Here is an 18,081-nt window from a genome sequence, read left to right on the forward strand (position 1 = left end):
GTCAGCTATCCAGAACGCGCGGAGCCGGGGCATTGCCGCACCGGCCAACGCGCACAGCACGGCCGGCCCACCGGCCCAGATACCGATGAGCGCCCAATCCCCCGACATCGCCCTCGCAGCCGCCCCCATCTCCCTCGAAAAGCCCGAGCTCGACTACCCCTGTGGCGACGCGCCCGAACCCGGCCGTGCCCGCGAGGTAGCGCCCGGTGTGCTGTGGCTGCGCATGCCGATGCCACTGGGCCTGAACCACATCAACCTGTGGGCCATCCGCGACGGCAGCGGCTGGGCCGCCGTCGACGCCGGGTTGCAGACCCCGGAAACCGCCCAGGCCTGGCGCGCGCTGTTCGCCGCAAGCGGCCCGCTCGCGGGCGGCCTGACGCGCCTGTTCGTGACCCATATGCACCCCGACCACATCGGCATGGCCGGGTGGCTGACCGGCAAGTTCGACTGCCAGCTGTGGATGACGCGGCTGGAATACCTGATGTGCCGCGTGCTGGCGGCGGATACGGGGCGAGCGGCGCCCGATGACGCGATCGAGTTCTATCGCAAGGCCGGCTGGGACGACGAAGCGATCGAGGTGTACCGCACCCGCTTCGGCGGCTTCGGCAAATATGTCCACGCCTTGCCCGAGAGCTTCCACCGCCTGTCCGATGCCGACACCGTGCGCATCGGCGCGCACGACTGGCGGGTCATCGTCGGCACCGGCCATTCGCCCGAACATGCCTGCCTGTACTGCCCGGCGCTGAAGCTGCTGGTGTCAGGCGACCAGGTGCTGCCGCGCATTTCCTCCAACGTATCGGTGTTCCCGACCGAGCCCGATGCCGATCCGATGCAGGACTGGCTGGCCTCGCTGGACAAGGTGCGCGCTGCCGTGCCGGACGATGTGATGGTGCTGCCGGCGCATAACGAACCGTTCCGTGGGCTGCATGCGCGGATTGACTATCTGCGGGCGAGCCAGATGCAGGCGCTGGACCGCTTGCGTGGCGCGTTGGGGACGCCGAAGCGGGCGGTGGATGTGTTTGGTGAGTTGTTCTCGCGCCCCATCACCGGAAGCGGCGGGCTGTTGGGGATGGCTACCGGCGAGAGCATTGCGCACCTGAACTACCTGCTGGAGCGGGGCGAGGCGGTGCGTGAGACCGGTCCCGATGGCTGCCACTGGTACCGCATGAGGTAATCCCCAGGCGGCGGGGACTGCCGCGTCGCCTTGACTTCCACTCGTACGATATATATCGTAAGATATGTTTTACGACATATCGGAGGTAGTCATGCGCCATCATTCCCACCCTTTTGGCTCCTCAGGCCACGGCCGTCACCTGCTGATGCGCCTTTTGCCTCACTTTGAGCGCCACTTCGCCCACCACGCCATGGGCCGCCACGGCGGCGGCTTCTGGGGCGGCGGGCATGACGACGGCTTCGGCCCTGCCGGCGCCGATGGTCCCGGCAGCTTCGACGGCGAAGGCTGGCGCCGGGGCCGCAAGTTCAGCGCCGATGACCTGCAGTTGCTGCTGCTGGCGATGCTCGAAGAGAAGCCGAGCCACGGCTACGAACTGATCAAGGCGATCGAGACCCGTACCAACGGCTTCTACAAGCCGAGTCCCGGCGTGGTCTATCCGGCCCTGACTTACCTGGAAGAAGTCGGCTACGCCACCGTCGATACGGAAGGCAACAAGAAGCGCTACCAGCTGTCCGAGACCGGCAAGGCCCACCTGGCGGCCAACCGCGAGCGGGTCGAGGTGATGATTGCCAAGCTGCGCCACGTGGCGCGCAAGGTTGAGTGGATGCGGCGCGCCATGAGCGGTGAGCCGCAGCCCGAGCCGGAGCAGGGCGGCTGGCTGCCCGAGCTGATGCAAGCCCGCGCCGCGATCAAGCGTGCCATTGCGCTGCGCAGCGATGCGGGCGCCGACGAGCAGCGCCGCATCGCGGAGATCCTGCTGCGCGCGGCGGCCGAGATCGAAGCGGTGCGCAAGGCCTGACATGTGGCACTGACGCTGGCTGCGGCCATCGGCAACCTGACCCGGCAGGTGCCGGGTTCTATCCCAAGGAATTCCAATATGAGTGAGAACAATCAAGCCTCCGCACGCGACCTGACTGTGCAGCGCGTGCGCCATCCGCTCAAGATGCGCCTGCTGCAAGTGGTGCGCACCACGCAAGTGTCACCGCAGTTGCTGCGTGTCACGCTTGGCGGCGCTGATCTGCAGGACTTTGTCTCGGCGTCGTTCGACGACCACGTCAAGGTCTTCTTCCCGGTGGACGGCGCTGACAAGCCGGTGCTGCCGCAGGTCACCCCGGACGGCATCACCTTCCCCGAAGGCCAGCCGCGGCCGCCCGCGCGCGACTACACGCCGCGCCGCTACGATGGGGCGAAGCAGGAGCTGGATATCGAGTTCGTGCTGCATGGCGATGGTCCCGCGTCGACCTGGGCGGCGCAGGCGCAGCCGGGCCAGTACCTGGGCGTGGGCGGGCCGCGCGGCTCGTTCGTGGTGCCCACGGCGTTCGACTGGCACCTGCTGATCGGCGACGATACCGCGCTGCCGGCGATCGCCCGGCGCCTGGAAGAGCTCGGGGCCGATACGCGTGCCATCGTGGTGGTGGAAGTAGGCGATGCCGCGGCGCAGATTTCGCTGCCGACGCAGGCGCAATGCGATGTGCATTGGCTGCATCGTGGCGATGCGCTGGAAGGCAGCCTGCTGGAAGGGGCGCTGCGCAAGCTCACGCTGCCGCGCGGCGAGGGTTATGTGTGGGCCGCTGGTGAAGCCGCGGCGATGAAAGCGGTGCGCCAGTACCTGGTCAGCGAACGCGGTGTCGACAAGCGCCGTATCCGCGCGTCGGCGTACTGGAAGCGTGGCGCTTCGGCGGTGCATGAGACGCTGGACGACTGAAGCGGGCGGGGTGCCGGTAAGATAGTGCGACCGCCATCCGCCAGGGAGACCCTGCCGTGCAGCCTTCGCCCACCTTTCGCCGCTTCACGATCAGCCGGCGCTTCGCGCTGGCCTGCGCCTGCGCAGCGTTGCTGGCGGCCTGTGCGCCGGACTCCGTGCGCAATATCCAGGCCAAGGGCTTCAATGCCTATCTCGATTCGCTGCAGACCGCTTGCCCCAACATGGTGGTTGGCTCCAGCAATATCAGCGACTGGCTGCGCACCAGTGGCAGCAGGGGCGACGACAACTACGTCTACTGGCTGGACCAGACCTCGCGGCTCTACTACCAGCGCATCTCGCCAACGCAGTATCGGGATTCGGTCAGCGCGGCGCTTGGCGGCAAGTCAGATTCGCGCGCGCTGGACTGCATCGTGCGCAACCTGCCGCCGGACCGGCCGACGCGTCCGCCGGGCGGCAAGCTGCTTTGATCTTCCGCGCGGCCTCACGTGACCGTTGTGCATTCGCCGCATCCCCGCTAACATGAGTCTCCGGCAGCCGAGACAACGGCTGCCGACGTCGCTCGGACGGTTCCGGGCGCTTACGTAAAGGACTTCCTCCATGACTGCCGCTTCTGGCAAGCGCCGCTTTGCGCGCATCGATCGCCTTCCCCCGTACGTTTTCAATATCACCGCCGAGCTGAAGATGGCCGCCCGCCGCCGTGGCGAGGACATCATCGACATGAGCATGGGCAACCCCGATGGCGCCACGCCGGCGCATATCGTGGCCAAGCTCACGGAAGCGGCGCAACGGCCCGATACGCACGGCTATTCGGCCTCCAAGGGCATCCCGCGGCTGCGCCGCGCGATCGCGCACTGGTACCGCGAACGCTATGACGTCGAGATCGACCCGGATACCGAGGCCATCGTCACCATCGGGTCCAAGGAAGGCCTGGCGCACTTGATGCTGGCCACGCTGGACCGCGGCGACACGGTGCTGGTGCCCGATCCCAGCTACCCCATCCATATCTACGGCGCGGTCATTGCCGGCGCGGATATCCGCTCGGTGCCGCTGGTGCCGGGCATCGATTTCTTTGCCGAGCTGGAGCGTGCCATCCGCGGCAGCTATCCCAAGCCGAAGATGATCGTGCTGGGCTTTCCGTCCAACCCCACCGCGCAATGCGTTGAGCTGGACTTCTTCGAGCGCGTGATTGCGCTGGCACGCAAGCACGACATCTTCGTGGTGCACGACCTGGCCTATGCCGACATCGTGTTCGATGGCTGGAAGGCGCCGTCGATCATGCAGGTGCCGGGCGCCAAGGACATCGCGGTGGAGTTCTTCACGCTGTCCAAGAGCTACAACATGGCGGGCTGGCGCGTGGGCTTCATGGTGGGCAACCCGGACCTGGTGGCGGCGCTGACGCGCATCAAGAGCTATCACGACTACGGCACCTTCACGCCGCTGCAGATCGCGGCCATTGCCGCGCTGGAGGGCGACCAGCAATGCGTCAGCGAGATCGCCGCGCAGTACCAGTCGCGCCGTGACGTGCTGGCGCGCGGGCTGATCGAAGCAGGCTGGCCGGTGGAGATCCCGAAGGCGTCGATGTATATCTGGGCGCGGATTCCCGAGCCGTACCGCGCGCTGGGCTCGCTGGAATTCTCCAAGCAGCTGCTGGCCAAGGCCAAGGTATCGGTCTCGCCGGGCATCGGCTTTGGCGACTATGGCGACGAGTATGTGCGCTTTGCCCTGATCGAGAACGAATCGCGCATCCGGCAGGCGGTGCGGGGCATCAAGGCGATGTTCCGGGCCGACGGGCTGGTCAAGCCGGCATCAACCGCGCAGGCATGAACCAGCGCTGCGCTCAGTAGCGGCGCAGCGCCTCCAGGTCAAGCACATGCACCACGCTGTGCTTGACCGCCAGCAAGCCTTCATCCTCCAGCACCTTGAGCGCCGCATTAGCCCGCTGGCGCGAGATGCCCGCCAGCAGGCCGACTTCTTCCTGCGTCAGATGCAACGCCGGGCCCGGTCCGGAAGGGCATAGCACGGGATGGAATAGCGTAGCCAGCGCCCGCGCCACGCGTCCTTCGATGCCGTGCAGCCGCTCATGCTCTACGGTGGCGATAAACAGGCCCAGCCTTTCATTGAGCTGGTCGAGCAGATAGCGGTTGAAGGGAAGGCTGGTCTCCTGCAGCCAGCGGAACGTCGCCCCCGGCATGCAGGCGATGCGTGAATCGCGCAGGGCCACTACGTCATAGCGCAGCGCCTCGCGCTTGAGCAGGGAGCCTTCACCGAGCCAGCCACCGGCCGGCACGCCGGTCAGCGTCGCGCGCTTGCCCGAGGGCGATGCGCAATGCACCTTGACCAGGCCTTGTGCGATGCCAAGCCAGCAGTCGGCCAGGTCGCCCTTGCGGATGACATAGGCGCCTTGCGGCACCGCGCGCTCACGCAGTTCGGCGCGCACGCGCTGGCGTTGCTCCGGGGTCAGTGCCGCCGCCCAGGGGCTGCGCGCCAGCAGCGCGTCGAGGCTCACGGTGGTGCATCCGCTCAGGCGGGCAGGGGCAGCGGCTGTTCGCCCGGTGCCCACCACGGCCGGAACAGCGCCTGCACGGCGACGTCATCGACGGCTTCATAGCTGGCGATGCGCCAGTGCGGCGTGTTGTCCTTGTCGACGATCAGCGCGCGCACGCCTTCGATGAAGTCCCCCTGCGAGAACGTGTTGACCACCACCGCCAGTTCCATGCGGAAGCAGTCGGCCAGGTCCATGCGGCGACCGCGCAGCAGCAGTTCGCGCGTGGCGCAGGCGGACAGCGGCGAGCGGGTGCGCAGCACGTCGATGGTGCGCGTGGCCCAGGCGGTGTAGGCCGGGTCGTCCTGGCAGGCCAGTCCGGCCAGGATCTCGGGCAGCGTGGCATGCGCCGGGAAGTGCTGCAGCAGCGCCGGCAGCACCTGCAGCAGCGGCGCGTCGGCGGCGCTGGCCACCGGCTCGCGCACCAGCGCATGGCGCAGGTCAGCGAGCGCGTCATGGCCCCAGGCGATGCCGGCGAGGGTCTGCTCCAGCCCGGCCAGCGTGGCGCAGTCCACCGCGGCATCGGCCAGCCCGCACAGCAGCGCGTCGGCCGCGCCGATGGTGACTCCGGTCAGTCCCAGGTACAGCGCCAGCTGCACCGGCAGCTTCGACAGGAAATGGCTGGCGCCCACGTCCGGCACCAGGCCGATACCGGTTTCGGGCATGGCCACGCGCGAGCGTTCGGTGACGATGCGCAGGTGCGCGGCCTGCGCCAGGCCCATGCCGCCGCCCATGACGATGCCGTCCATCAGCGCCACCAGCGGCTTGGGATAGCGGTGCAGGCGGTAATCCAGCGTGTATTCGTCGATGAAGAAGCGCCGGTGCAGCGGGGTGCCGTCGCGGTAGCTGTCGGTCAGCGCGCGGATGTCGCCGCCGGCGCAGAAGGCCTTGGGGCCGGCGCCGCGCAGCACCACTGCGCGGACGGCGTCATCCCGCGCCCAGGCTTCCATCTGCGCACCGAGCGCGACGATCATCGGGTGCGACAGGGCATTGAGCTGGCGCGGCCGGTTCAGCGTGGCAATGCCGACACCGTTGACGACCTGGAACAGCACCTCCGGCTCGGCGGCATCCAGGTTGGCGGCCTTGGTCTCTTCAGTCAGGCGCATGGCGGGCTCCTAGGCGTTGCGCCATTGCGGCGTTCGTTTCTCGAGGAAGGCGTTGACGCCTTCGCGCTGATCGGCATCGTCGAAGAGGTCGACAAAGCGCTCGCGCTCCAGCGCCAGCGCGGCCTGGCGTGGCACGCCCTGGCGCGCCAGGTGCACCAGCCGCTTGCTGTGCGCGGCGGCCCGGGGACTCACGTTGCAGGCGCGCTCAGCCATCGCCAGCGCGGTGGCGATGGCCTGGCCGCGCGGCACGACTTCTTCCACCAGCCCGATGCGCAACGCGGTGGCGGCATCCACGCGCTCGTTGGTCAGGATCATGCGCTTGGCCCAGCCTTCGCCGACCAGCCACGGCAGCGTCTGCGTGCCGCAGCCGCACGGCAGCAGGCCGACCGCGGCTTCAGGCAGGGCCATCTGCGCGTGTTCCTCGGCGATGCGGATATCGCAGGCCAGTGCGCATTCCAGCCCGCCGCCCATGGCATAGCCGTTGATCGCGGCGATCACCACGGGCCGCGCGTTCTGCAGGGCCTCGAAGGCGCTGCCGAACTGCTGCGCCATCACGCGGGCATGGGCGCGGTCGCCCTCGGCGAAGCCGTTCAGGTCGGCGCCGGCGCTGAAGAACTTCTCGCCGGCACCGGTGACCACCACGGCGCGCACTTCGGGGTTGGCGTCGATCTTTGCCACCAGCTCGCGCAACTGCTGCAGGCCTTCCGCAGTGAAGGCGTTGGCGGGCGGGCGGCTCAGCGTCAGCGTGGCGACGTGGCCGTGCAGGGCGAACTCGATCATTGCTTGGACTCCTTGTCAGCGGCGGACAGGTACTGGCGGATCACGCCGGAGAAGTCGAGCTGGCCGTCGCCGGCATGGCTCACGGCCTGGTAGACCTGCTGCGCCAGCGCGCCCAGGAACAGCGGCTGCTTCACGCTGCGCGCGGCGTCGTTGGCCAGGCCCAGGTCCTTGAGCATCAGGTCGGCGCCAAAGCCGCCGGTGTAGCCGCGCCCGGCCGGCGCGGTCTCGATCACGCCGGGCCAGGGGTTGCAGGTATCCGAGGCCCAGCAGCGGCCGGTGGAGGTATTGACGATGCCGGCCAGCACATTGGCGTCGATGCCCAGCTTGACGCCCAGCGCCATCGCCTCGGATACGCCGATCATGGAGATGCCGAGGATCAGGTTGTTGCAGATCTTGGCGACCTGGCCGGTGCCGGTGCCACCGCAGTGGACCAGGTTGCGCCCCATGCCGGCCAGCACCGGGCGCACCTGGGCGAACAGCGCTTCGGTGGCGCCGACCATGAAGGTCAGCGTGCCGGCCTGGGCGCCAACGGTGCCGCCGGAGACCGGTGCATCGGCCAGCGCATTGCCGTGCGCCTCGGCGGCAGCGGCCAGTTCGCGCACGGTGGCGGGGTCGATGGTGCTGGAGTCCACCAGCGGCACGCCCGGGCGCACGCCGGCCAGCACGCCTTCCGGGCCCAGGTAGGCGCTGCGCACATGGGCAGCGGCGGGCAGCATGGTGATGACAAAGTCTGCTTCGGCCACGGCCTTGCGGGCGGAATCCGCGGTGGCGGCGCCCTCGGCGCACAGCGACGCCACCGCCGCGGCGTTCAGGTCAAATACGGTCAGCGTATGGCCGGCCTTGAGCAGGTTGCGCGCCATGGGCGCGCCCATGTTGCCGAGGCCGATGAAGGCGATATGCATGGGGTCTCCTTCCGTGTCGTTCTTGAATGCCGCCCGATTACTTCAGGCTGATGGTGGTGTTCACCCCATCGTTGACCGTCGCGTCATCAAACCACCGCGCCGTCACCGTCTTGGTCTGCGTATAGAACTGCACCACCTGCTTGCCGTACGGACCCAGGTCGCCCAGCTTGGAGCCACGCGATCCGGTGAAGCTGAAGTAGGGCACCGGCACCGGGATGGGGATGTTGATGCCGACCTGGCCCACGTCGATCTCGCTCTGGAACTTGCGCGCCGCGGCGCCGCTCTGCGTGAACACGCCGGTGCCGTTGCCGAACGGGTTGCGGTTGACCAGGGCGATGGCCTCGTCCAGCGTATCGACGCCGATCACCACCAGCACCGGCCCGAAGATCTCCTCGGTGTAGATCGACATGTCGGTCCGGACATCGGTAAAGATGGTCGGGCCGATGAAGTTGCCCTGCGGAAAGCCCGGCACCTCCACGCCGCGGCCATCCAGCACCAGCGTCGCGCCTTCGCGCTCGCCGGCGGCGATGAGGCCGAGGATCCGTTCCTTTGCCGCCACCGATACCACGGGGCCGACATCGGTGCCTGCTTCAGCGCCGGCGCCGACTTTCAGGGTCTTGGCGCGTTCGACCAGGTCGGGCACCCAGTCGCGTGCCGCCCCCACCAGCACCACCACCGAGGTGGCCATGCAACGCTGGCCGGCCGCGCCGAAGCCTGCACCGGCCAGCGCGTTCAGCGTCTGCTCCTTGTGCGCATCGGGCAGTACCACGGCATGATTCTTCGCGCCCATCATCGACTGCACGCGCTTGCCGTGCGCGCTGGCCAGGTTATAGACATGGGTGCCAACGGCGGTCGAGCCCACGAACGACACCGCCTTGATGTCCGGGTGCGTGCACAGCGCATCGACCACGTCCTTGGCGCCGTGCACCACGTTCAGCACGCCCGGCGGCACGCCGGCTTCCAGCGCCAGCTTGACCAGCTCCACGGTGGACAGCGGGTCCTGCTCCGACGGCTTGAGCACAAAGGTATTGCCGCACACGATCGCCATCGGGAACATCCACAGCGGGATCATCGCCGGGAAGTTGAACGGGGTGATACCCGCGCACACGCCAATCGGCTGCTGCAGCGTGTAGGTGTCGACGGTGGCGGCCACGTTCTCGGCAAAGCCCCCTTGCTGCAGGGTGCCGATCGAACAGGCGTGTTCGACCACCTCCAGCCCGCGGAAGATGTCGCCCTCGGCATCGGCCAGGGTCTTGCCCTGCTCGGCGGTCAGGATGGCGGCGATACGCTTGCTGTGCTCGCGGATCAGGGCCTGGAAGCGCAGCATGACGCGCAGCCGTGCGCCGATGGGCGTGTGGCGCCACGTGGCAAAGGCGCGGTGTGCGGCGCCCACGGCAGCGGCGACCTCGCTTGCGGTGGCCAGCGGCACGCGTGCCAGCACTTCCTGCGTGGCGGGATTGACCACGTTGCGGAATTCGGTGGCGGATGAATCCACCCATTCGCCGTTGATCAGCAGCGGCACGGTCGGCACGGCATTGTCGGTCTTGGGCACGGCACTCATGGTTGTCTCCGGAAGGTCTGGTTCTGTTGGCAAGGGATGGGGGACTACAGGCTGCGCGCGATCAGCATGCGCTGGATCTCGCTGGTGCCTTCGTAGATCTGGGTGATGCGGGCGTCGCGGTAGTGGCGCTCGACCGGGTAGTCTTCGAGGTAGCCGTAGCCGCCGTGGATCTGCAACGCCTTGGAGCACACGCGCTCGGCCAGCTCGGACGCATACAGCTTGGCCTGCGAGGCTTCGGACAGGCACGGCACGCCTTCGCTACGCATGCGCGCGGCGCGGTGCACCAGCAGGCGCGCGGCGTTCAGCTCGGTGGCCATGTCGGCCAGCATGTTGGCAATGGGCGGGTGTTCACGCAGTGCGCGGCCGAACTGGATGCGTTCCGATGCATAGCGACATGCGGCCTCGAAGGCTGAGCGTGCAATGCCGATTGCCTGCGCGGCGATGCCGATGCGTCCGCCTTCCAGGTTGGACAGCGCAATGCGCAGGCCCTCGCCGGGCTCGCCCAGCAGTGCGTCATGCGGCACGGTGCAGTCTTCCAGCGTGATCGCGCAGGTGTCCGAGGCGCGGATGCCGAGCTTTTTCTCCGGGGCGTGGACGATAAAGCCGGGGGTGTTTGTGGGGACAAGGAAGGCCGAGATGCCCTTCTTGCCGCGCTCGGGCTCGGTCGAGGCGAACACCACCGCCACACCGGCGCGCTGGCCGTTGGTGACGAACTGCTTGCTGCCGTTGAGCACCCAGCCGTTGTCGGTGAAGCGCGCGCGCGTGCGCAGGTTGTGCGCCTCGGAGCCGGCCTGCGGCTCGGTCAGGCAGAACGCGCCGATCAGCTCCCCGCTGGCCAGCCGCGCCAGGTAGCGTTCTTTCTGCGCATCGGTGCCATAGTGCAGGACCGGCCCGCAGCCGACCGAGTTGTGCACGCTCATCATCGTGGCGCAGGCGGCGCAGCCGGCGGCAATTTCTTCGATGGCGAGCGCATAGGCGACGTAGTCGGTATAGGTGCCGCCCCATTCCTCGGGAACGATCATGCCCAGTAGCCCCAGCGCGCCCATCTCGGCGACGACTTCATCGGGCAGGCGGCCGTCGCGGTCCCATTGCGCGGCGCCCACTGCCAGCCGTTCGCTGGCAAAGGCGCGCGCGCTGTCGCGGATCATGGTTTGCTCTTCGGTGTAGTCGCTGTGCATGGCAGATGAGGGTGGGGGTTTGGAGCCGCGCGGCAAGTCAGGCAGAATGCGCGCTTGGCGTTTGACCTGCGGGCAGTGTAGGAACGCCGGGGGCGGGCTCCTATGCCAAAATCCGCCAATCTTCGTGAACTCGTTTGCCACCCTCCAGCGCCATGGAAAAAGGCAGTGTCGCCATCTGTTTCGTCCACCACGCCATCGCGGGGCTGCGCGCGCGCGGCATCGACCCGGATCCGGTGCTGCGCGGCTCTGGCATTGCGCCGGCGCTGCTGGCGGTGCCGCAGTCACGCGTATCGGCCGCCAGCTACAGCGAGCTGTGGATGGCCGTGGCGGCGGCGCTGGACGATGAATTCTTCGGGCAGGATTCGCGCAGCATGAAATGCGGCAGCTTTGCCATGCTGTGCCACGCGGTGGCCGGCAGCCGCACCCTGGGGCAGGGACTGGAGCGCATCACGCGGTACTTCCGGCTGCTGCTGGACGATATCGGCGTGCGGCTGGAGCGCCACGGCGACGAGGCCGCGCTGGTGCTGACCGCGCCTTGCGCGCACCTGGGGCGGCAGCCCGGCGTGTTTGCCAAGGAAACCATGCTGATCATGCTGCATGGCCTGATGAGCTGGCTGCTGCGGCGGCGCGTGCCGGTGCGGCTGGCGGCCTTCGACTACGACGAGCCGCAGTACAGCGCGGAATACCGCGTCATGTATTCGCGCCAGCTGGCGTTCGGGCAGCCGGCCACGGCGCTGGTCTTCGACTCGGCACTGCTGGAGCAGCCGGTGCGCCAGGACGAGCGCAGCCTGAAGGCCTTCCTGCGCGATGCGCCGCACAACGTGGTGGTGAAGTACTCCGACCGCGCCAGCGTGGGCGCGCGCGTGCGCAGGCTGCTGCGCAACCAGCGTCCGGATCAATGGCCCACCTTTGAAGACCTGGCAATCAGCCTGAACCTTTCCGCATCATCGCTGCGGCGCCGGCTGATGGAGGAGGGCGTCAGCTACCAGGATCTGAAGGATGCGCTGCGGCGCGATCTTGCCATCGAGGCGCTCAGCCATTCCGGCCGCCCGGTGGCGGATATCGCGGCCGAACTCGGCTTTGCCGAGCCGGGCGCATTCCACCGGGCGTTCCGGCGCTGGACCGGATCGCGCCCGGGGGCATACCGCCGGGTGGCGGAAGGTTGATGCGGCGCGTCTACAGCTGCGCCGCGTGGTGGCGGATGTGGTCGGCGATAAAGCTGGTGATGAAGTAGTAGCCGTGGTCGTAGCCGCTATGCCGGCGCAGCGTCAGCGGCTGGCCGACGGCCTGGCAGGCTGCCGCGAATGCTTCCGGATGCAGTTGGCTTTGCAGGAACTGGTCGTCCAGCCCCTGGTCGACCAAAATGCCAGCCGGGAAGGGCGCGCCCTGCTGGCGTGCCATCAGCTCGCTGGCGTCATATTCGGCCCACGCGGCGCGGTCGCTGCCCAGGTAGCCGGTAAAAGCCTTCTCACCCCACGGGCAGCGTGACGGGGCGGCGATCGGCGCAAACGCCGACACCGAGCGGAAGCGCTGCGGATGGCGCTGCGCCAGCACCAGCGCGCCGTGCCCGCCCATGGAATGCCCGAAGATGCCGACGCGGCCGGCATCGCCCGGCAAGGCGGTGGTGACCAGCCCGAACAGTTCGTCGGCCACGTAGCTTTCCATGCGCCAGTACTCCTGCCACGGCGCCTCGGTGGCATCGACATAGAACCCGGCACCCACGCCGAAGTCCCAGGCATCGGCCTCGCCCGGCAGGCCCGCTCCGCGCGGGCTGGTATCGGGCGCCACCAGCATCAGGCCGTGCTCGGCGGCAAAGCGCTGCGCACCGGCCTTGATCATGAAGGTTTCCTCGGTGCAGGTCAGGCCGGCCAGGTAGAACAGCACCGGCACCTTGCCGCCTGCCTGCGCCTGCGGCGGCAGGTAGACCGAGAAACGCATCGGCAGCCCGATCGCCGTCGAATCATGGCGATAGAAGCGCTGCACGCCGCCGTGGCAGCCGTGTTGCGAGATCAGTTCCATGTCGGCGCCGTCCTCAGTAGAGCACCACGGAGCGGATCGACTCGCCGCGCTTCATCAGGTCGAAGCCCTCGTTGATGCGCTCCAGCGGCAGCGTGTGCGTGATCAGGTCGTCGATATTGAGCTTGCCTTCCATGTACCAGTCGACGATCCTGGGCACATCGGTGCGCCCGCGCGCGCCGCCAAAGGCCGAGCCCTTCCACTCGCGCCCGGTCACCAGCTGGAACGGGCGCGTCGAGATCTCCGCGCCGGCCTCGGCCACGCCGATGATGATCGACTTGCCCCAGCCCTTGTGGCAGCACTCCAGCGCCTGGCGCATGACCTGCGTGTTGCCGATGCATTCGAACGAATAGTCTGCACCGCCGTCGGTCAGCTGGATGATGTGGTCGACCACGTTCTCCACGTCCTTCGGGTTGATGAAGTGGGTCATGCCGAACTTGCGCGCCATGGCTTCGCGGCCCGGGTTCAGGTCCACGCCGATGATCTTGTCGGCGCCCACCATCTTGGCCGCCTGGATCACGTTCAGGCCGATGCCGCCCAGGCCAAACACCACCACGTTGGCGCCGGCTTCCACCTTGGCGGTGAACAGCACCGCGCCCACGCCGGTGGTGACGCCGCAGCCGATGTAGCAGACCTTGTCGAACGGCGCATCCGGGCGGATCTTGGCCAGCGCGATCTCCGGCACCACGATGTGGTTGGCGAAGGTCGAGGTGCCCATGTAGTGGAAGATCGGCTTGCCGTCGATAGAAAAGCGCGAGGTGCCGTCCGGCATCAGGCCCTTGCCCTGCGTGGCGCGGATCGCCTGGCACAGGTTGGTCTTGCGCGACAGGCAGAACTTGCACTGGCGGCATTCCGGCGTGTACAGCGGGATCACGTGGTCGCCGGGCTTGAGCGAGGTCACGCCGGGGCCAACGTCGGTGACAATGCCGGCGCCCTCATGGCCCAGGATTGCCGGGAAGATGCCTTCCGGGTCGGCGCCGGACAGGGTGTAGTAATCGGTATGGCAGATGCCGGTGGCCTTGACTTCCACCAGCACTTCCCCGGCGCGCGGGCCGTCCAGGTCCACGTCTTCAATGGTCAGCGGGGCGCCGGCTTTCCAGGCGATGGCGGCTTTGGTTTTCATGGGGGAGTCCTCCGGGATCAGGAATGTGGGGGGTGGCTTGCAGGCTGCGCGGCGCAGGCCGGCGCGGCGCGGGGCAAGCCAGGTCCGAGGACATGACTATACGATCTTCCTGCGGCTGCAGGCCAGTTTTGGCCGATCAGCGGTCAGCGAAACTGCCCAGGCGGGACTCTTACGCCTTCAGCGCTCTCGCTTCCAGGTTCCAGAGCTTGCGGTCGCTGGTGGAGACGGCCACAGCGCCTTGTGCGAGCGCGCTGCGGATATCATCCCGATTGCAGACAAAGCCTGATGTCACGATCGGCGGCAGCGCCTTGCGGTCCGCTTCTGGCAGGTGCGACAGCATCGGTGCCGGCATCAGCTGCACCAGGTTCGGGTCGCTCTGTTCGAGCGCCTTGACGCTGCGCGGCCAGGTGGAGCGGTCGGTCACAAAGACCTTCTGCATCGTCACCATGCCGGCGCGGTTGGCGCGCTGGATCGTTGCCACGCGCGTGGAAACCAGACTGGTCACCCCGATGTCGGCCAGGTACTCCACCCCGCCCTTGTCCTGCGACAAGCCTTCGCAGCTGTCGATATTGACGATGACGTACTTGCCGGCGCTGGCCAGCGTGGCGATGACGGGCTGCAGCTTGCGCAGTTCCACGTTGGCGACAATGCAGACTTCGGCCACGCTTTCAAAAATGGCGTCGATCTGGTCAACACCGTAGAGTGTGCCGATGACGGGGTGTCGCGTCAGGCGCGCACCGAGGGACCTGTCCATGCTGGTTACTTCGGTTCGTTGGTGAGCACGTCACTGAGACCCAGCTTGCCTGGGTTCAGGATATTCTGCGGGTCGAGTGCCTGCTTGACCGCCGCCAGCAGCGGGAACGCCGTGTCCAGCGACGGGGCCATGTATGGCGCGCGCAACAGTCCGATTCCGTGGTGGTGGCTCAGTGCTGCATTGTATTGGATCAGCACCGCATTGGCAGCATCCCATGCCTGGCGATACCACTTCTGGCGGTCTTCCACCGCGACCTCACCGCGCAGCGAGAAGTACAGGCAGGCGCCGTCCACATAGGCGTGCGACTGGTGCGCGGAGCCGGCGAGGGTGCCCGGCACGGCATTGATGGCCTTGACCACGTCCGCGTAGATGGCAGCCAGGTCGCGCCACGGTCCCGACATTTCGAGCGTGTCGGCGACAAAGCCGGGGCTGCGCTTGAAGCCCTCGGCGCTCTTGCCGGTCAGGTAGCGCGTGTCGAGCCAGCGCTCGAAAATGGACTCGCTGTCCAGCTTGTCACCAAGTTCCTGGCACACGCGCTCGCTGATCGTCATCACCGCATCGACCATCTCGCGCGCCCCCTCGTCGGCAACCAGCAGGACGTTGGTGTCCGGCAGCCCGAACTGCACGCCACTCTCCAGTTCGTCATAGAGCCGCAGCGCCGCGGGATTGGCCCCGCGCTGCATGATTTCGCGGCAGGCCTCCAGGCCGATGGCAAAGGTCTTGAAGCCATAGGCGATGGCGCGCCCGTAGTCGGGCAGGCGGTGCAGCTTGAGGCGCACGCGCACGATCACGCCCAGCATGCCCTCGGACCCGATGAACAGTTGCTGCAGATCCGGGCCCAATGCCGCGCGCGAGTAGCCGCCCACGGTGACGAGGCTGCCGTCGGCCAGCACCACATCCATGCCGAACACCATGTCCTCGATCTTGCCGTAGCGCGTGGACAACTGACCGGCGCCGCGGCAGGCTACCCATCCGCCGACCGTGCTGATCGCGTACGACGATGGCCAGTGGCCCATCGTCATGCCGAATTCCTTCTGCACGGTCTGTTCGAAAATGTCGCCGAACATGCCGGCTTCCACGTCGACGATCTGGCTGTCCTTGTCGAATCCGACCAACTGGTTCAGGCCGCACACGTCCAGCACGATGCCGCCGCGCACGGGCAGGGCGGCGCCCGTCACGTTGCTGCGGCCGGCCGATACGGTGACCGGAATGGCACTGGCGCTGGCAATGCGCATGACTGCCTGCACCTGTTCCACGGTGGAAGCGCGCACGATGACCCCGCGCGGCGTGGCGGGCCTGCCGGCGGTCTCCGTGATCATCGATCCTGCCCACCAGTCGCGCGTCCACGCCACGACGTCGGCGGTATCGGTCAGGACCTCGTCGGCCACCTTGCGCAAGGCCGCAATATCGGCCGCGCAGACGGCAATGGTGTCGCGTTGCAGGCCCGGCGCATCCGGGGTGCCCTGGATGTTCGCCGCATAGCCCGGCGGCGTGTGGGCGCCGACGACGTAGTTGCCGCGGTTGTAGCCGCGCTTGATGGCTTCCTTGCTGATCATGCTGAGTCTCCCATGAGGACGGATTTTTCGAGGGCGACGGCGGCCAGGTATTCGCTGACCTGCCGCGCCACGGCCGCTTCGGACAATCCGAGTTCGGCCTGGAGGATCTGGCCCACCCGCGCTGCGGCGCGGGCGGAGGCATCGCGCGCCATCAGGCGGGCGCGGATGCGTCGTGACAAGACGTCGTCAACCGTGCCGGCCAGTTCATGGCGCACGGCGTAGACGATTTCGGCTTCCGTATACGGCAGGCCTTCGACGATCGGCCTGGCCAGGGTGGCGTCCGCCTGCAGGATGTCGCTGACAAAGCGCGCTTCCGTGCCATAGCGCTCGCCCAGGTGCGCGGACATGCCGCCGGATGCGACGATGGCCTGCGCGTCATAGCCAGCCGCCCCGAGCAGATAGGCCGATCTGGTCAGGCACTTGCTGCGCTTGCCGATGACCTTCTGCGCCGCATCGATGGTCTGCTCGGCCATGTGCCGCGAGGTCGTGAGCTTGCCGCCGACGATGGTCACCAGGCCGTCGTCCGCGGTATGAATCTCGTGATTGCGCTTGATTTCCAGGGTCTTGCCGCCGGGCGGCGCCACCAGCGGGCGGCACCCCGCGATGCTGCCGACCACGTCATCCGCCGTCAGGTCGGTCTTTAGTGCCGAGCGCGCGCCCTCCAGCAGGAAGTCGAGCTCCTGCCGGGTGCACATGACATTGTCGAGGTCGCCCTCATAGTCTTCGTCGGTGGTGCCGAGGTAGGACACATTGCCCCACCGCGTGATCGTTGCCCGGCGGCTGCGCCCGGGCACCGGGATCGTCACCGTGCAGTCATTGCGGATCTTCAGCCACGGGATGGCAACGTGGACGCCCTTGGCAGGGCGAATGTGCAGGGTCCTGGCCTCGCCCTTCCTGCGGCCGGTCCAGTCGCGCAGCCAGACGCCGGTTGCCATGATGACCACGCCTGCGCGCACGCGGATCTCGCGCTCGCCGGCGTGGACAATGGCGCCATCCACCTTGCCGTGGCCGTCGCGGGTGATCTCGGCGACGGTCGCGTGATTGACCACGGCCGCTCCGTGGAACGCTGCCGTGCGCGCGATGTTCAGTGTCAGGCGGGCATCATCGACGCGCGCATCGAAGTACAGGTAGCCGCCGGTCAGATGTTCCTCATTGAAGGTCGGGCAGTGGGACAGCACCTCGGCCTTGGTCAGCTTCTGGTGCAGGATTCCCTCGCGCCAGCCACCGGCGAGGTCGTAGGTCCAGAGCAGGCTCTCGAAGGCCTTGGCGAGGCGCTTGTCGAACACGCCGTTGCGCTCCATCACCGGGAACAGGAACGGCAGCCGCTGCACCAGGTGGCGCGCGTTGCGGCGCAGGCGCTGGCGCTCCAGCAGTGAATGGCGTACCAGGCCGAGATTGCCCTGCTCGATATAGCGCAGGCCGCCGTGCACCATCTTGGATGACTTGGAAGAGGTCCCCGCGGCGAAGTCGCACTTTTCAACCAGCGCCACGCGATAGCCGCGCAAGCTGGCATCCAGCGCGGCGTAGGCGCCCGTCACGCCGCCGCCGACCACCAGGATGTCGAACGCATCCGCCTCCAGGCGGTCGAGCAGGTCCCGGCGCACCAGCCGCAACGGCTCGGTGCTGGTCATGGCGGCGCGCTCGCGGTTAGCGCTGCGGGATGGAAAAATCACCATGTCTGTTA

At 67.7% G+C, this 18,081-nt stretch carries 17 protein-coding genes; 6 read left to right on the top strand and 11 right to left on the bottom strand.

Going from position 1 to position 18,081, the window contains the following annotated elements:
- Positions 1–85 precede the first annotated feature (85 nt).
- From AC3WQZ_RS11770 to alaC, 5 genes are all read left to right on the top strand, one after another.
- A complete protein-coding gene (locus AC3WQZ_RS11770; protein ID WP_492300587.1) occupies positions 86–1,174 on the top strand; it encodes an MBL fold metallo-hydrolase in 1,089 nt (362 codons plus the stop codon).
- Positions 1,175–1,265: 91 nt separating this feature from the next.
- Positions 1,266–1,973, top strand: a complete 708-nt coding sequence (locus tag AC3WQZ_RS11775; protein WP_041688074.1) for a PadR family transcriptional regulator — start codon at positions 1,266–1,268, stop codon at positions 1,971–1,973.
- A gap of 78 nt (positions 1,974–2,051) precedes the next feature.
- Positions 2,052–2,879: a siderophore-interacting protein gene (locus AC3WQZ_RS11780; protein ID WP_492300588.1), complete on the top strand. Its 828-nt coding sequence runs from the start codon at positions 2,052–2,054 to the stop codon at positions 2,877–2,879.
- Between the two features lie 56 nt (positions 2,880–2,935).
- Complete coding sequence (locus AC3WQZ_RS11785) at positions 2,936–3,346, top strand: hypothetical protein (protein ID WP_010814114.1); 411 nt, start codon at positions 2,936–2,938, stop codon at positions 3,344–3,346.
- A gap of 130 nt (positions 3,347–3,476) precedes the next feature.
- Complete coding sequence (gene alaC / locus AC3WQZ_RS11790) at positions 3,477–4,703, top strand: alanine transaminase (protein WP_011617067.1); 1,227 nt, start codon at positions 3,477–3,479, stop codon at positions 4,701–4,703.
- Between the two features lie 13 nt (positions 4,704–4,716).
- Here the strand turns inward: alaC and AC3WQZ_RS11795 are convergent, their stop codons facing one another.
- From AC3WQZ_RS11795 to AC3WQZ_RS11820, 6 genes are read right to left on the bottom strand one after another with little or no spacing between them, the layout of a single operon-like run.
- Positions 4,717–5,385: a Crp/Fnr family transcriptional regulator gene (locus tag AC3WQZ_RS11795; RefSeq protein WP_011617068.1), complete on the bottom strand. Its 669-nt coding sequence runs from the start codon at positions 5,383–5,385 to the stop codon at positions 4,717–4,719.
- A 14-nt stretch (positions 5,386–5,399) separates the two neighbouring features.
- Positions 5,400–6,527 (bottom strand): enoyl-CoA hydratase/isomerase family protein, encoded by a 1,128-nt coding sequence (locus AC3WQZ_RS11800; RefSeq protein WP_492300591.1) that lies wholly within the window; start codon positions 6,525–6,527, stop codon positions 5,400–5,402.
- A 9-nt stretch (positions 6,528–6,536) separates the two neighbouring features.
- Positions 6,537–7,307: an enoyl-CoA hydratase gene (locus AC3WQZ_RS11805; RefSeq protein WP_454749476.1), complete on the bottom strand. Its 771-nt coding sequence runs from the start codon at positions 7,305–7,307 to the stop codon at positions 6,537–6,539.
- The gene (gene mmsB, locus AC3WQZ_RS11810) at positions 7,304–8,209 is read right to left on the bottom strand and encodes a 3-hydroxyisobutyrate dehydrogenase (RefSeq protein ID WP_492297035.1); all 906 of its coding nucleotides are present in this window, start codon (positions 8,207–8,209) and stop codon (positions 7,304–7,306) included. Before mmsB ends, AC3WQZ_RS11805 begins: the two co-directional genes overlap by 4 nt.
- A gap of 37 nt (positions 8,210–8,246) precedes the next feature.
- Complete coding sequence (locus AC3WQZ_RS11815; RefSeq protein WP_010814120.1) at positions 8,247–9,770, bottom strand: CoA-acylating methylmalonate-semialdehyde dehydrogenase; 1,524 nt, start codon at positions 9,768–9,770, stop codon at positions 8,247–8,249.
- A 44-nt stretch (positions 9,771–9,814) separates the two neighbouring features.
- Positions 9,815–10,948, bottom strand: a complete 1,134-nt coding sequence (locus AC3WQZ_RS11820; RefSeq protein WP_010814121.1) for an acyl-CoA dehydrogenase family protein — start codon at positions 10,946–10,948, stop codon at positions 9,815–9,817.
- Positions 10,949–11,100: 152 nt separating this feature from the next.
- On the opposite strand from AC3WQZ_RS11820, the gene AC3WQZ_RS11825 reads away from it, so the two are divergent.
- Positions 11,101–12,114, top strand: coding sequence for an AraC family transcriptional regulator (locus AC3WQZ_RS11825; RefSeq protein WP_439669983.1), 1,014 nt, complete (start codon positions 11,101–11,103; stop codon positions 12,112–12,114).
- A 10-nt stretch (positions 12,115–12,124) separates the two neighbouring features.
- On the opposite strand, the gene fghA is transcribed toward AC3WQZ_RS11825, so the two are convergent.
- The 5 genes from fghA to AC3WQZ_RS11850 form a co-directional block, all read right to left on the bottom strand.
- On the bottom strand, positions 12,125–12,967 hold the full coding sequence (fghA, locus tag AC3WQZ_RS11830; protein ID WP_492300593.1) for an S-formylglutathione hydrolase: 843 nt from the start codon (positions 12,965–12,967) through the stop codon (positions 12,125–12,127).
- Positions 12,968–12,980: 13 nt separating this feature from the next.
- Entirely contained in the window at positions 12,981–14,087 is a 1,107-nt protein-coding gene (locus AC3WQZ_RS11835; RefSeq protein WP_010814124.1) for an S-(hydroxymethyl)glutathione dehydrogenase/class III alcohol dehydrogenase, read from the bottom strand.
- Positions 14,088–14,256: 169 nt separating this feature from the next.
- Positions 14,257–14,841 (bottom strand): glycerol-3-phosphate responsive antiterminator, encoded by a 585-nt coding sequence (locus tag AC3WQZ_RS11840; RefSeq protein ID WP_010814125.1) that lies wholly within the window; start codon positions 14,839–14,841, stop codon positions 14,257–14,259.
- A gap of 5 nt (positions 14,842–14,846) precedes the next feature.
- Positions 14,847–16,397, bottom strand: a complete 1,551-nt coding sequence (locus AC3WQZ_RS11845; protein ID WP_010814126.1) for an FAD-binding oxidoreductase — start codon at positions 16,395–16,397, stop codon at positions 14,847–14,849.
- Positions 16,394–18,073 (bottom strand): glycerol-3-phosphate dehydrogenase/oxidase, encoded by a 1,680-nt coding sequence (locus AC3WQZ_RS11850; protein WP_010814127.1) that lies wholly within the window; start codon positions 18,071–18,073, stop codon positions 16,394–16,396. The genes AC3WQZ_RS11845 and AC3WQZ_RS11850 overlap by 4 nt, the downstream gene beginning before the upstream one ends.
- Between the last annotated feature and the right edge of the window lie 8 nt (positions 18,074–18,081).

The organism is Cupriavidus sp. FW305-26, from assembly GCF_058787975.1.

What these genes read in the sequence shown, in the direction of transcription:
- AC3WQZ_RS11840 (WP_010814125.1), bottom strand. Translation starts at nt 14,841, where the DNA reads ATGGACAGGTCCCTCGGTGCGCGCCTGACGCGACACCCCGTCATCGGC.
- AC3WQZ_RS11775 (WP_041688074.1), top strand. Translation starts at nt 1,266, where the DNA reads ATGCGCCATCATTCCCACCCTTTTGGCTCCTCAGGCCACGGCCGTCAC.
- alaC (WP_011617067.1), top strand. Translation starts at nt 3,477, where the DNA reads ATGACTGCCGCTTCTGGCAAGCGCCGCTTTGCGCGCATCGATCGCCTT.
- AC3WQZ_RS11805 (WP_454749476.1), bottom strand. Translation starts at nt 7,307, where the DNA reads ATGATCGAGTTCGCCCTGCACGGCCACGTCGCCACGCTGACGCTGAGC.
- fghA (WP_492300593.1), bottom strand. Translation starts at nt 12,967, where the DNA reads ATGGAACTGATCTCGCAACACGGCTGCCACGGCGGCGTGCAGCGCTTC.
- AC3WQZ_RS11850 (WP_010814127.1), bottom strand. Translation starts at nt 18,073, where the DNA reads ATGGTGATTTTTCCATCCCGCAGCGCTAACCGCGAGCGCGCCGCCATG.
- AC3WQZ_RS11815 (WP_010814120.1), bottom strand. Translation starts at nt 9,770, where the DNA reads ATGAGTGCCGTGCCCAAGACCGACAATGCCGTGCCGACCGTGCCGCTG.
- mmsB (WP_492297035.1), bottom strand. Translation starts at nt 8,209, where the DNA reads ATGCATATCGCCTTCATCGGCCTCGGCAACATGGGCGCGCCCATGGCG.
- AC3WQZ_RS11770 (WP_492300587.1), top strand. Translation starts at nt 86, where the DNA reads ATGAGCGCCCAATCCCCCGACATCGCCCTCGCAGCCGCCCCCATCTCC.
- AC3WQZ_RS11845 (WP_010814126.1), bottom strand. Translation starts at nt 16,397, where the DNA reads ATGATCAGCAAGGAAGCCATCAAGCGCGGCTACAACCGCGGCAACTAC.
- AC3WQZ_RS11835 (WP_010814124.1), bottom strand. Translation starts at nt 14,087, where the DNA reads ATGAAAACCAAAGCCGCCATCGCCTGGAAAGCCGGCGCCCCGCTGACC.
- AC3WQZ_RS11825 (WP_439669983.1), top strand. Translation starts at nt 11,101, where the DNA reads ATGGAAAAAGGCAGTGTCGCCATCTGTTTCGTCCACCACGCCATCGCG.
- AC3WQZ_RS11780 (WP_492300588.1), top strand. Translation starts at nt 2,052, where the DNA reads ATGAGTGAGAACAATCAAGCCTCCGCACGCGACCTGACTGTGCAGCGC.
- AC3WQZ_RS11820 (WP_010814121.1), bottom strand. Translation starts at nt 10,948, where the DNA reads ATGCACAGCGACTACACCGAAGAGCAAACCATGATCCGCGACAGCGCG.
- AC3WQZ_RS11800 (WP_492300591.1), bottom strand. Translation starts at nt 6,527, where the DNA reads ATGCGCCTGACTGAAGAGACCAAGGCCGCCAACCTGGATGCCGCCGAG.